The sequence below is a fragment of the Amycolatopsis benzoatilytica AK 16/65 genome (assembly GCF_000383915.1).
Lineage (GTDB): Bacteria > Actinomycetota > Actinomycetes > Mycobacteriales > Pseudonocardiaceae > Amycolatopsis > Amycolatopsis benzoatilytica.
The window spans coordinates 6,921,991-6,933,670 of sequence record NZ_KB912942.1 but is presented as its reverse complement, the minus strand read 5'-3'; the positions used below and the strand labels follow the sequence as shown (position 1 = coordinate 6,933,670).

Annotated in this window: 12 protein-coding genes and 1 tRNA gene; 6 read left to right on the top strand and 7 right to left on the bottom strand. The window is 69.0% G+C overall.

The window, feature by feature from the left end:
- Positions 1-60: 60 nt before the first annotated feature.
- Positions 61-1,230: an FHA domain-containing protein gene (locus AMYBE_RS0132290; RefSeq protein WP_020663531.1), complete on the bottom strand. Its 1,170-nt coding sequence runs from the start codon at positions 1,228-1,230 to the stop codon at positions 61-63.
- A 130-nt stretch (positions 1,231-1,360) separates the two neighbouring features.
- Here AMYBE_RS0132290 and AMYBE_RS0132285 point away from each other — a divergent pair.
- A tRNA-Leu gene (locus AMYBE_RS0132285) sits at positions 1,361-1,446 on the top strand.
- Between the two features lie 335 nt (positions 1,447-1,781).
- Entirely contained in the window at positions 1,782-2,051 is a 270-nt protein-coding gene (locus AMYBE_RS0132280; protein ID WP_020663530.1) for a hypothetical protein, read from the top strand.
- A gap of 366 nt (positions 2,052-2,417) precedes the next feature.
- On the opposite strand, the gene AMYBE_RS42730 is transcribed toward AMYBE_RS0132280, so the two are convergent.
- The 4 genes from AMYBE_RS42730 to AMYBE_RS0132260 all read right to left on the bottom strand — a co-directional run bounded on the left by AMYBE_RS42730 (position 2,418) and on the right by AMYBE_RS0132260 (position 4,781).
- Positions 2,418-2,636: a hypothetical protein gene (locus AMYBE_RS42730; protein WP_020663529.1), complete on the bottom strand. Its 219-nt coding sequence runs from the start codon at positions 2,634-2,636 to the stop codon at positions 2,418-2,420.
- Between the two features lie 37 nt (positions 2,637-2,673).
- Complete coding sequence (locus tag AMYBE_RS0132270; protein WP_020663528.1) at positions 2,674-3,408, bottom strand: S1 family peptidase; 735 nt, start codon at positions 3,406-3,408, stop codon at positions 2,674-2,676.
- A gap of 124 nt (positions 3,409-3,532) precedes the next feature.
- Positions 3,533-4,288, bottom strand: coding sequence for a S1 family peptidase (locus AMYBE_RS0132265; RefSeq protein ID WP_020663527.1), 756 nt, complete (start codon positions 4,286-4,288; stop codon positions 3,533-3,535).
- A 118-nt stretch (positions 4,289-4,406) separates the two neighbouring features.
- A complete protein-coding gene (locus AMYBE_RS0132260) occupies positions 4,407-4,781 on the bottom strand; it encodes an FKBP-type peptidyl-prolyl cis-trans isomerase (RefSeq protein WP_020663526.1) in 375 nt (124 codons plus the stop codon).
- Positions 4,782-4,928: 147 nt separating this feature from the next.
- Here AMYBE_RS0132260 and AMYBE_RS0132255 point away from each other — a divergent pair, with 147 nt between their 5' ends.
- Positions 4,929-8,147, top strand: a complete 3,219-nt coding sequence (locus AMYBE_RS0132255; protein WP_020663525.1) for a penicillin acylase family protein — start codon at positions 4,929-4,931, stop codon at positions 8,145-8,147.
- A 125-nt stretch (positions 8,148-8,272) separates the two neighbouring features.
- The gene (locus AMYBE_RS0132250) at positions 8,273-9,304 is read left to right on the top strand and encodes a trans-sulfuration enzyme family protein (RefSeq protein ID WP_027928231.1); all 1,032 of its coding nucleotides are present in this window, start codon (positions 8,273-8,275) and stop codon (positions 9,302-9,304) included.
- Here AMYBE_RS0132250 and AMYBE_RS45205 read toward each other — a convergent pair.
- Positions 9,297-9,449, bottom strand: a complete 153-nt coding sequence (locus tag AMYBE_RS45205) for a hypothetical protein (protein WP_154676366.1) — start codon at positions 9,447-9,449, stop codon at positions 9,297-9,299. The two genes, AMYBE_RS0132250 and AMYBE_RS45205, sit on opposite strands and share 8 nt — an antisense overlap.
- A gap of 90 nt (positions 9,450-9,539) precedes the next feature.
- On the opposite strand from AMYBE_RS45205, the gene AMYBE_RS0132245 reads away from it, so the two are divergent.
- Positions 9,540-10,244: a hypothetical protein gene (locus tag AMYBE_RS0132245; RefSeq protein WP_027928230.1), complete on the top strand. Its 705-nt coding sequence runs from the start codon at positions 9,540-9,542 to the stop codon at positions 10,242-10,244.
- Positions 10,244-10,843, top strand: a complete 600-nt coding sequence (locus tag AMYBE_RS0132240; protein ID WP_020663523.1) for a class F sortase — start codon at positions 10,244-10,246, stop codon at positions 10,841-10,843. Before AMYBE_RS0132245 ends, AMYBE_RS0132240 begins: the two co-directional genes overlap by 1 nt.
- A 76-nt stretch (positions 10,844-10,919) precedes the next feature.
- On the opposite strand, the gene AMYBE_RS0132235 is transcribed toward AMYBE_RS0132240, so the two are convergent.
- On the bottom strand, positions 10,920-11,657 hold the full coding sequence (locus AMYBE_RS0132235) for a FadR/GntR family transcriptional regulator (protein ID WP_020663522.1): 738 nt from the start codon (positions 11,655-11,657) through the stop codon (positions 10,920-10,922).
- Between the last annotated feature and the right edge of the window lie 23 nt (positions 11,658-11,680).

Below are 11,680 nucleotides of genomic sequence, written 5' to 3'. Positions count from 1 at the left end.
CACGCGCACCGCGGTACCCCCGCACGCCAATTCTGCGGGAACGCTGTCGACAGGCTGCGGTCAGCCCTGGGTACGGAAGACCAAGGACGAGTGGCCCACGCGGATGACGTCGCCGTCGGCCAGCTGCCAGGTCTGCACCGGGGTGCCGTTGACGGTCGACCCGTTGGTCGAGCCGATGTCGGCGAGCGTCGCGCTCTGGCCGTCCCAGGTGATCTCCAGGTGCCGGCGGGAGACGCCGGTGTCCGGGAGCCGGAAGTCGGCGTCCTGGCCGCGGCCCACCACGTTCGCGCCCTGCTTCAGCGAGTAGGTGCGGTTGGACCCGTCGTCCAGCTGAAGGCTGGCCTGCAGCTGACGCCCGGCGGCCGGCGCGCCGGCCGGCGGCTGGCCGTACTGGTCGTACCCGCCCTGCTGCGGCTGGCCGTACTGGTCGTAGCCGCCTTGCTGCGGCTGGCCGTAACCCTGCTCGTACCCGCCCGGCTGCTGGCCGTAGCCCTGGTCGTACCCGCCCTGCTGCGGCTGGCCATAGCCCTGGTCGTACCCGCCCTGCTGCGGCTGGCCGTAACCCTGGTCGTAGCCCGGGTGCTGACCGCCGCCCTGCTGGGGCTGGCCGTACTGGTCGTACCCCTGCTGCGGCGCCTGGCCGTAGCCCTGGTCGTACCCGCCCTGCTGGGGCTGGCCGTAACCCTGGTCGTACCCGGGCTGCTGGCCACCCTGCTGTCCGTAGCCGTACTGGCCCTGCTGGCCGTACGGGTCACCCTGGTCGTGTTGGCCGTAGCCGGGGGGCTGGCTCATTGGTGGGTCTCCTGCGTTGCTGGGTCGTGCCGACCGCGACGGCCCTTCCCCCGCGCTGGCGCGGGCGTCGGGATCGACGGACGAACGGGTCTTGAACTGTCCAGTATGCAGCGCCTCGTTGCGCTCGAGCGATACGACGACGTCACCATAGGTGTCCCAGCCCTGCGCTGCGAGATGTTCCGCCACAGCCGTTGCGAGGACTTTGGTGACCCGCTGCTCATCACCGGCCATCCGGTCGTGGTCAGCTGCCCCCAATGACACGATGTAGTGATTCGGGGCGAGCTGCCGGCCGCCGGCCAGCTCACGAACGTTCTCCTCGCCTTCCCTCTCGAGCGCAACCGCCACTTCCTGCGTGACGACGTTGCCGCCGAACATGCGCGCGAAGGTATTCCCCACGAGGCTCTCGAGGCGCCTGTCAAAGCGCTCAACGCGACCCACCGGGGAAAACCTCCTCACACGTGTGCTTCCGGGCTCGATCCTATCCGGGGGAGGAAGGGTTAGGCATGCCCCCGGTGAAACCCGCCAGAAGCCCCTGCTAAGCTTTGCTGGCTGCCTCAAGGAAGCACTCGGGCGAGTGGCGGAATGGCAGACGCGCACGGTTCAGGTCCGTGTGTCCGAAAGGACGTGAGGGTTCAACTCCCTCCTCGCCCACCATGGTCAGGCCCCCAGCCGCTTACGCGACTGGGGGCCTTTTCCGTTTGTCGGTCGTCCTTGCACCCGGGGGCCGAGCCCCCGGACCCCCGCGGTGCCTGAGGTGGCGGTTGGGGTTCTGCCGGGGCGGCATCCCGGGGCTGGTGAGTTAGGACACAGTTTTAAGGCGGGCGGAGTGTCGCGCCGGGGAGCGGGCGCGGCATGTGGTGGGAAACCTGGTCCATCAGCACCGGTGCCTGGACCGATTCGACCCGTTTCGCTCGGGCGTGGGTGGGCCATCAGGTCGGCGCGGGACGTGCGGGCCGGACGGCTCTTGTGGGGGGTACGAGCTGGGCGTGATGCCGGAAGATCGGGACGAGCCCGTCCTGACCTGCGCCGGATCCGACGCGGAGTTCACCGCGGCGGGCATGATGCGGTCCGCTCGAAAGGACACTGTGCACCGGCTGGTCGTACGGACCCAGGCGGTGCGGTCCGGTGGGCCGCTCGCCGACCAGAGCGGCGGCGTGCGTCCGAGCCTGCTTGGACCGCCGGTGGCGACCGTCGCTCTTCTCGACGAACTGGGCGGCGACCCTTTTCCGCACCGCGTCCTCGGGCCCGAACTGGTCTAGGCCGACACGAATGAGGCGGTCGACCTGAAGCGGTCGATCGAGCGGCTCTGACTATCCATAGTGGATGATTGGCTGAGTTCTGTGCTTGCGGCCAGCCCACAAGCGGGGCCCGGCCTGGCTCCACATCAGCGCAATCCGCCGCGCCGCGGGGTGCTCCGCTGTTCCCCGGGCGAACGCTCTCGAATCCCGACAGGTGAACTCGACCTGGTTCCCGGGGGCCTTCGGCGAAAAGCGGCAGCACTTCCAGCAATCGGTTCGCCGCGGTGAAGTCGTGGACTGCCGCGAGTATCGCGCTTCGGGGCCAGGGGAAATGGCGAAGAAGGCACGGGGCGCGAGCTTCCTGGCCGCGCCCCGTGCCTTCGGTATTCAGAGGCTGATGTTGCCTCGCACGTCCCGCAGCTGCACCACCTTCGCGCTGTCGGCGACCGTGCCCACGTGGTTCGTCACGCCGCCGCGAGCGTCCTGGTGGACCTCGGACTCCGTCCGCAAGGCAGCCGCGAACTTCGGATCCTGCTTCCCGGGCTCGTCGAGCCGCTCGGCCAGGGCCCGCGCGGTGGCGACAGCGGTCAAGATCGGCTCAGGCATCCGGCGCTCCTGGGCTAGACGGCTCCATTCACCGTACTCACTTCGTGTGCTGCGCGATCCACTCCGCGAGAATGTCCACTCGCGACGTCGTTTCCGCGCCGGTGTGCGGGCAGTCCGGGCCGTTGTTCTCGACTGAGATCAGCTTGCCCTCGGCGAAATACGGGGCGCCGGTGTCGTACGCGCAGGCGCTGGTGGAAGCCTGCGGGGCGACCCCGCGGATGCCGATCGTGGTAGCGCCGACCGTCGCGACCTGCATGGTTCCCTGCTGCAGTTGCTTGGACGGCACCGGGTTGTCCGCGGTGCGGCTGCCCCACCCGGCCAGGGTGACGCGCTGACCCGCGCCCGGGACCAGGCTGTTGATCGCGAGCGGCGTCACCTCGGTGACCGGGCTGTCCAGCTGGGCCAGCGCGACGTCGTTGGGACCGGCCTGCAGGACCTGGGTGACCTTGCGCTGAACGCCTTTCTCCTTGGTTTCGTCGACCAGCCCGAGCGACACCGTCGTCGGGTACGGCACCGGGCCGGACACCCGGTTCTTGTTCGCGTCGTGAAAGCAGTGGCCGGTGGTGATGATCCACTGCGGCGCGATCAGCGCGGCCGAGCAATAGCTGGAGTACGCGCTTCCGCTGGGCAACGGGATTCCGGTCATGGTCAGCTTCGCGGCGAAGCCGAACTGACCGGCCGGGACGTCGGAGCCGTTGGCGACCGCGAGGGCCGGGGCGGCGGTGAGGATGGGCAGGAGAACTGCTGCGGAAACCGCGGCGCGGAGGCGCATTCTGACCCTTCGTCCGGGTCACCGGCGGACGCCGATGAACTCGGCCTTCCACGCTAACGAGCCCGGCCGCGCCGCGGAATTCCCTTGACGGGCGACGAAAATCGTCCGATCGCGGGACTTGTGGTCACTGGACGTGCGAAGCGATCCAGTCCGCGAGGAGGTCCACCCGGGCGGTGGTTTCCGGCGTCGAGTGCGGGCAGTCCGGGCCGGTCGATTCGACCGACACGAGCCGGCCGCCGATGCCGTAGCCGACGAAGTACGGCGCGCCCGAGTCGTAGCTGCACGCGCTGGTCGTGCTCTGCGGCGCGACGCCGATCACCTGCGCGGTGGTGGCGTCCGAGCCGACCACCTGCATCGCGCCCTGCTGCAGTTTCATCGACGGCTTGGGCGAAACCTCGGTCAGGCTGCCCCATCCGGCGAGGGTGACCTGCTCGCCCGCCGCGGGCGCGGTCCGGGAGACGGTCAGCGGGGCGATGTCGGTGACCGGCGCGTCGAGCTTGGCGATCGCGACGTCGTTGACGCCGGACTGCCGCACCTCGGTGACGGTGCGCCGCTCGCCCTGGCCGGGTTCGTCGACGGTCGCGCCGAGCAGCACCGACGTCGCGTACGGCACCGGACCGGAGACCGGCTTGCGGTTCACGTCGTGGAAGCAGTGGCCGGCGGTGATGATCCACTGCGGAGCGATCAGCGAACCCGTGCAGCCGCTCGCGTAGGTAGTGCCGTCCGCGCGCGGGATGACCGGCATGGACAGCTTGGCGGTGAACGGGTATTCGCCGGGTGCCACGTCACTGCCGTTCGCGACCGCGGACGCGGGGGCGGCCAGCGCCAGCGCGGAGCCGGCGGCGAGGAGGGCGGCGGTCAGGACAGCACGCAAACGCATGAAATTCCTCTCCGGAAAACGACTACTCATTGCAAGCTAGCCGTGTCCGGAATCCCCCGAAAGGACGAGCCAGCCGGGCTGCCCGATCGGGCTTTCCCGGCTGCCCGCGTTCTCCGACTCAGCGCACGCCGACCAGGTCGACGACGAACACCAGGGTCTCGTTCGGCTTGATCACGCCGCCCGCGCCACGCTCGCCGTAGGCCAGGTGCGGCGGAATCACCAGCTTGCGGCGGCCGCCGACCTTCATTCCGGTCACGCCCTTGTCCCAGCCGGGAATGACCTGGCCGGCGCCGAGCTGGAAGTCCAGCGGTGCGCCGCGGTTGTAGGACGCGTCGAATTCCGCGCCGGTGGAATGCGAGACGCCGACGTAGTGGACGCTGACGGCGTTGCCCGACTGGGCTTCGGGGCCGTCGCCGACGGTGATGTCCGTGATCTCGAGGTCGGCGGGCGGCGGGCCGTCGGGACGCTCGACTTGGGGCTTTTCCACGCTCATGGGGTCACCGTACCGATCGGCCGAGCGCTGCGCCGGATGGACTACTCCCTCCGAGGGGAGAAACGCGAAAGGTCTTCACATCTGTCTTACCCGTCGGTAGTGTGCGCTCGGTCACCCTGGGCAATCCTTTTCGGACGGAGCTGGCGCATGCGACGACGCATCCCACTTCTGGCCGCGAGCGCGGTAGCCGTGCTCACGGCCGGTCTCGTGCAGTTCGGCACCGCGGCACCGGCCTCCGCCGCGTTGCCCGGCAATGACTATTGCGCCGGTCAGTGCAACGACATCCTCCCGCCGGGCGAGAACGGCAGCGCCACGCTCGCCGAGATCCTGGCCAACAAGGCGTTCGGCACCCAGCCCGGGCATGCCGACGACCAGCTCGGCAAGTACGCCGACCTGGCCGGCGGGTACAAGACGCTGACTACCGACACGATCGGCAAGTTCTTCAACGACTCTTCCTTCGGCGTCCCCGCCGACCAGGTGGCGAGCGTCGTCAAGCCGCGCGACGACGTGACGATCACGCGCGACAAGGCCGCCGGGATCCCGCACATCCAGGGCACTACGCGTTCGGGCACCGAGTACGGCGCGGGCTACGCCGCGGCGCAGGACCGGTTGTGGCTCATGGACATCATGCGCCGGGTCGGCCGCGGCCAGCTGACCTCCTACGCCGGCGGCGCGGAAGCCAACCGCCAGCTGGAGCAGTCCTTCTTCGCCTCCGCGCCCTACACCGAAGACGAACTTCAGCAGCAGATCGACGCGGTGGCGGCAAGCGGGCCGCGCGGCAAGCAGGGGCTCGCCGACGCGCAGGCCTACCTCGACGGCATCAACAAATACATCACCGACTCGCACAACGGACGCTACTTCCCGGGCGAATACGTGCTGACCGGCCACGTCGACGCGGTCACCAACGCGGGCACCATCGAACCGTTCAAGCTCACCGACCTGGTGGTGCTCGCCTCGGTGGTCGGCGCGCAGTTCGGCGCCGGCGGCGGCGGCGAGGTGCAGAACGCGGTCGCGAAGCTGGCGTTGCAGGAGAAGTACGGCGTCGCACAGGGCGAAAAGGTGTGGGAAAGCCTCCGCGCCGCGAACGACCCGGAAGCCGTGAAGACCCTGCACGACGGGCAGAAGTTCCCGTACGGCAACACTCCGGCGAACCCGCAGGGCGCCGCGATGCCGGACAACGGCTCGGTGACCGGCCAGCAGCTCGTGTTCGACCCGACCGGATCCGCGGCGACCGCGAAGCCGGCGAAGGTCGACGTTCCCGCGCCGAAGGGCCAGGAAGCCGCGCGCGGCATGTTCGACAACGGCGTGCTCCCGGGCAACATGCTCACTGAAAAGCACGGCATGTCCAACGCGCTGGTCGTGTCCGGCGCGAAGACCGCCAGCGGCCACCCGGTCGCCGTGTTCGGCCCGCAGACCGGCTACTTCGCGCCGCAGCTGTTGCTGCTGCAGGAAATCCAGGGGCCGGGCATCAGCGCGCGCGGCGCGTCGTTCGCCGGGCTCAGCATGTACGTGCTGCTCGGCCGCGGCCAGGACTACTCGTGGAGCGCGACCACCGCGGCGCAGGACATCATCGACACCTACGCGCTGCCGCTGTGCGACCCGAGCGGGAAGCCGGCCACCAAGGACTCGAACTACTACCTGTACCAGGGCAACTGCATCCCGATGGACACCGTGGAGCGCAAGAACTCCTGGTCGCCGACGGTGGCCGACGGCACCGCCGCCGGGTCCTACACACTGCGCAGCTACCGCACCAAGTACGGCCCGGTGACCTCGCGGGCCACCGTCGGCGGCAAGCCGGTGGCGTACTCCTCGCTGCGCTCCTCGTACTTCCACGAGGTGGACTCGCTGCTCGGGTTCCAGGAATTCAACGACCCGGACTTCGTCAAGTCGGCCGCGGACTTCCAGCGGGCCGCGCACGACGTGAACTTCACGTTCAACTGGTTCTACGCCGACTCGAAGGACATCGCGTACTTCAACTCCGGCGCGAACCCGGTCCGCAACTCCACTGTGGACCCGATGATGCCGGTCTGGGGCGACCGCGGATTCGACTGGAAGGGCTGGAACCCGGCGGGCAACCAGGCCGAGTACACGCCGGCTTCGCAGCATCCGCAGTCGGTGAACCAGGACTACTACATCAGCTGGAACAACGCCCAGGCCGACCAGTACGCGTCCGGCGGCGCGGACAAGTCCGCAGTGCACCGCGGCGATCTGCTCGACGCGCGGGTCAAGGAACTGCTTTCCAGCGGCACCAAGGTGACCCGGGTGAACCTGGCCCAGGCGATGGAAGACGCCGCGCTCGCGGACCTGCGGGCGGAGAAGGTGCTGCCGCTGCTGTTGCAGGTGCTCGACAAGGCTCCGCTCACCGGAGCGGCCGCGGACGCCGAAGCGAAGCTGAAGACCTGGATGGAGCACGGGCACCAGCGCGTCGAGTCCAGCGCCGGCAGCAAAACCTACAACGACGCGGACGCGATCCGGATCATGGACGCGTGGTGGCCGCTGCTGGTCACCGGCGAGTTCAAGCCGGCGATGGGCGACGACGCGTTCGGTGCGATGACGAACGTGCTGCAGATCAACGAAAGCCCGTCCGGTTTCCAGAACGAGACGCCGGGCAAGCACGTCGGCCAGCCGCACCAGGGTTCGTCGTATCAGCACGGCTGGTGGGGCTACGTCAGCAAGGACATCCGCTCGGTGCTGGGCCAGCCGGTGGCCGGTCCGCTGGGTGCGAAGTTCTGCGGCAACGGCGACCTGACCGCCTGCCGCACCACGCTGGTCGACTCGCTGACCGCGGCCGCCGCGCAGCCCGCCACCACTGTCTACCCCGGCGACGGCGACTGCTCGGCAGGCGACCAGTGGTGCGCGGACACCGTCATCCAGCGTCCGCTGGGCGGCATCACGCACGGCAAGATCAGCACGCAGAACCGCCCGACGTTCCAGCAGGTCGTGGAATACCCGGCGCACCGCGGCGACAACGTCTCGAACCTCGCGGCGGGCAAGCCGGTGAACGCCTCCAGCGTGGAGACCGGGTTCTACAACTCGCCGGCTTCGAACGCGGTCGACGGCAACCAGAGCACGCGGTGGGCGAGCGACTGGAGCGACAACCAGTCGATCACCGTCGACCTCGGTTCGGTGCAGCAGGTCGCGCGGGTGGTGCTGTCGTGGGAGAAGGCGTACGCGAAGGGCTACCGGATCCAGCTGTCCTCGGACGGAACCGACTGGCGCGACGCGGTTTCGGTGACGGACGGGAACGGCGGGACGGACAACGTGTCGTTCCAGCCGTCGGACGCCCGGTTCGTGCGGATGCAGGGTGTGCAGCGCGGGACTAAGTACGGGTACTCGCTGTACGAGTTCGAGATCTACGCGCACTGACGCCAGTCGTTCCGTGAAGGGAACATTGACGGACTCTGAGTCCCTCAATGTTCCCTTCACGGCGTTTCGGCCGGGTGATCTACGTCGCCCTGCCGTTCCGGCGCCGAACCGCTTACCGTGTCCGCATGGACGACTGGACTCCACGGACCCGCGCGATCGCGGCCGGCCGGCCGCACGGCCCCGGCCAGCCGCTGACCACCCCGATCGTCGCTACGAGCACGTTCGAGGCTGGTGGCGACGCGGTGTACGCGCGGTCTGACGGCACGGAAACCTGGGCTGCGTTCGAGGAAGTCGTCGGGTCGCTCGAAGGAGGCACGGCGGTCGCCTTCGCGTCTGGCGTCGCCACGCTGTCCGCGGTCCTCGACGCGTTGCCGGTCGGGTCGACCGTCGCGGTGCCGACGTTCAGTTACGCCGTCACGCGCGGCGTGTTGAAGCACGCGCAGGAGCTCGGCCGGCTCACTGTCGTCGAGCTGGAGCCGACGGACACGCAGGCCTGGCTCGACTGCGACGCGGACCTTCTGTGGCTTGAGTCCCCGACCAATCCGACGCTCGACGTGATGGACATCGAAACCATCGCGCGCGGTACGCGCGGTCGAGTCGTCGTCGACAACACCTTCGCGACTTCGCTGCACCAGCAACCGCTGCGCCTCGGCGCGGACATCGTCGTGCACAGCGCCACGAAGCTGATCGGCGGGCACAGCGACCTGTTGCTCGGCGTGGTGGTTGCGCAGGACCAGACCATTGTCGACGAGATCCGCGCGGCCCGGACCCGGGTCGGTGCGACGCCGGGTGCCCTCGAAACCTTCCTGGCGCTGCGGGGATTGCGCACCCTTCCAGTGCGGCTCGCCGAGCAGACCCGGACCGCCGCGCTGCTGGTGTCCCGGCTGTCAGAACACCCGGCGGTCACCAAGGTGCGTTACCCGGGCTTCGGAATGATGGTGGCGTTCGAAGTCGCCGATGCCGAAGCGGCGGACAAGGTGTGCGCGTCGGTGCGGCTGATCCGTGCGGCGACGAGCCTCGGCGGGGTGGAAAGCCTGATGGAGCGGCGCGCGTGGCTGCCTGGTGAGGAACGAGTTCCGCCGGGGCTGATCCGGTTTTCGGTCGGACTGGAAGATCCAGAGGACCTGTGGCGGGATTTGCTGACTGCTCTCAGCTGATTTCGGTAATCTCTTCACTGAAAATGGTTGCCGCTCGTGCGCTGGTGTTACGATACGAGCACAAACCGCCGGTAACCGGCAAACGGGCGAAATCATCGCGGATCCGCGGTCGTTCGTTACCGCTTTGTCCGGTGTAGTTAATCACCGGACAAAGGGTTTCCCTTCCGGGCATTGCCTCCGTCAGGATCAGCGGGCGCGATGGGGGTCATCGCGCCTTTCCAGAGGGGTAATCATCGTGAAGAAGACCCTGGGCAGACTCGCGGGCGCGGTGCTCGCGGGTGCCCTGATCAGCCTTGCCGTCGTGCCGGCCGCGAGCGCGGAGGAAGCCCCGGTTTCCTCCCCGGCCACGACCAGCGTGGAAGCTCCGGCCAGTTCGGAAGCCCCGGCCAGTTCGGAGGCTCCGGTGTCGACCGCGCCGACCTCGACTCAGCCGAGCGAGACCGGCAAGCCCACCGAGACCGGGCAGCCGACCGAGACCGGCAAGCCGACCGAGACCGGCAAGCCCACTGACACCGGCAAGCCGACCACCACGACCTCCAGCGAGACCACCACTCCGGAGGAGCCGCCGTACGAGGACAACACCGCCTACGGCGTCGACCTCGACGACAACATGGGCGTCGTGCTGATCGCGTGCGCCGCCGGCGAGCCGACCAACCTGCACTCCAAGGACTTCGACCTGCTCGAAGGCCCGCACCAGGACGAGACCGACGGCCGTTACTGGGCCTGGCTGGTCAAGCGCCACGAGGGCGTCTCCTTCGAGTCCGGCTCGGTCTACGCCACCTGGGACTGCGGCAACAAGCCGACTGAGGGCGGCCACATCCCGCCGGCCGGCGGTGCGGGCGCGGGTTCCGCGGGCACCACGGGCGGGCACGGCGACTCGCAGGTGAAGTACACGCCGAAGCGCGGCATCGAGACCGGCTTCGGGGGCATGGCCGCCTGATGAGCCGGAAGTTCGGGCAGGGTCGTCTCGCGAGTGCCGCGCTCGCGGGCGTCCTGCTTCTGTCGTTGAGCGCGTGCGGTTCGGACGCTCCGGCGCCGGCCGCGGCGGCGGCCGCCAGCGCGCCGGTCCCGGTGACGAAGCCGTTCACCGGGCTGCGGCCGACCTCGGTCGAGATCCCGAAGATCGGCGCGAAGTCGACGCTGATCACCGTGCTGCCCAACAAGGACGGTCAGATCTCGGTGCCGTCGGTGAAGAAACCGATGCAGGCCGCGTGGTACCGGCTCTCGCCGGTGCCGGGCGAGGTTGGTCCGGCGATCGTGCTCGGGCACGTGGACGGCAACCACCAGCCGGGGATCTTCTACCGGCTCAAGGACGTGAACCCGGGCGACGAGGTGTACGTCGAACGCAGCGACGGCAAAAAGCTGAAGTTCGTGGTGGACCACAAGGACCAGGTCCCCAAGGACACCTTCCCGACCCAGGCCGTCTTCGGCAACACGGACAAGCCGCAGCTGCGCATCATCACCTGCGGCGGCGTGTTCGACCACGCCGAGCACAGCTACCAGGACAACATCGTGGTGTACGCGAACCTGGCGTCCTGACCCACCCCCACCCGCCACCCCAATGTGGCATTGGGTGCATGCGATGCACCCAATGCCACATCGGGGCGCTCGCAACTCAGGTCAGCAGCGGGGTGAGCAGCGCGCGCTGCTCTTCCGGCACGTACTCCGCGTAGTTGTCGTACAGCGCTTGCCGCGCCAGCCGCGCCGCCGATGCTCCGTCGGCGGCGCGGATCGCGTTCAGCACCTCTTCGTGGTGGCGCAGCCAGGAGCGCATCAGCGTGCCGCGGTCGTCGGCGTGGCTGAGCTTGTCCTCGATCAATTCCAGCACGACGCCGCGGACCACTTCGCCGCTCACAACGAGCAACGGATTCCGGGAAACGCGGGCTATTACGTCATGGAATGCGACGTCCGCGCGGCTGAATTCCTCATATCCGTTGGCGGACGCCATTCCGGCCAGCGCCGCGGCGAGCGCGGTCAAATCCTCGTCGGTGCGCAGCTGCGCGGCCAGCAGATGCGACGCGCCGTCCAGCACCATGCGGAACTGCAACAGCTCGGCCAGGCCGACGTGTTCCGCCCGGGCCAGCCGGTGCATCGACCGCTGCAGCGCGCCCGGCGACGCGGCGAGCACCTCGGGCCCGCGCGGGTCGCCCGGCCGGGACCGGATCAGCTCGGCCGCCTGCAGCACGCGCAGCGCCTCCCGCACGGTCGATCGGCCGACTCCGAACTGGATCATCAGCTCGCGCTCCCCGGGCAGCCGTTCACCGGGCTTGAGCCGGCCGCTGACCACGGCCTCCTCGATCTGCTCCACGATCCGCTCGTAGGCGCGGACCGGAGCCACCGGTTCGAACTTCATCTTGACCTCGGCGTCTGACGGAT

Excerpts from the sequence above, each read along its gene's own strand:
- AMYBE_RS0132280 (WP_020663530.1), top strand. The coding sequence starts at position 1,782 with ATGCCGGAAGATCGGGACGAGCCCGTCCTGACCTGCGCCGGATCCGAC.
- AMYBE_RS42730 (WP_020663529.1), bottom strand. The coding sequence starts at position 2,636 with ATGCCTGAGCCGATCTTGACCGCTGTCGCCACCGCGCGGGCCCTGGCC.
- AMYBE_RS0132270 (WP_020663528.1), bottom strand. The coding sequence starts at position 3,408 with ATGCGCCTCCGCGCCGCGGTTTCCGCAGCAGTTCTCCTGCCCATCCTC.
- AMYBE_RS0132265 (WP_020663527.1), bottom strand. The coding sequence starts at position 4,288 with ATGCGTTTGCGTGCTGTCCTGACCGCCGCCCTCCTCGCCGCCGGCTCC.
- AMYBE_RS0132260 (WP_020663526.1), bottom strand. The coding sequence starts at position 4,781 with ATGAGCGTGGAAAAGCCCCAAGTCGAGCGTCCCGACGGCCCGCCGCCC.
- AMYBE_RS0132255 (WP_020663525.1), top strand. The coding sequence starts at position 4,929 with ATGCGACGACGCATCCCACTTCTGGCCGCGAGCGCGGTAGCCGTGCTC.
- AMYBE_RS0132250 (WP_027928231.1), top strand. The coding sequence starts at position 8,273 with ATGGACGACTGGACTCCACGGACCCGCGCGATCGCGGCCGGCCGGCCG.
- AMYBE_RS0132240 (WP_020663523.1), top strand. The coding sequence starts at position 10,244 with ATGAGCCGGAAGTTCGGGCAGGGTCGTCTCGCGAGTGCCGCGCTCGCG.
- AMYBE_RS0132235 (WP_020663522.1), bottom strand. The coding sequence starts at position 11,657 with ATGAAGTTCGAACCGGTGGCTCCGGTCCGCGCCTACGAGCGGATCGTG.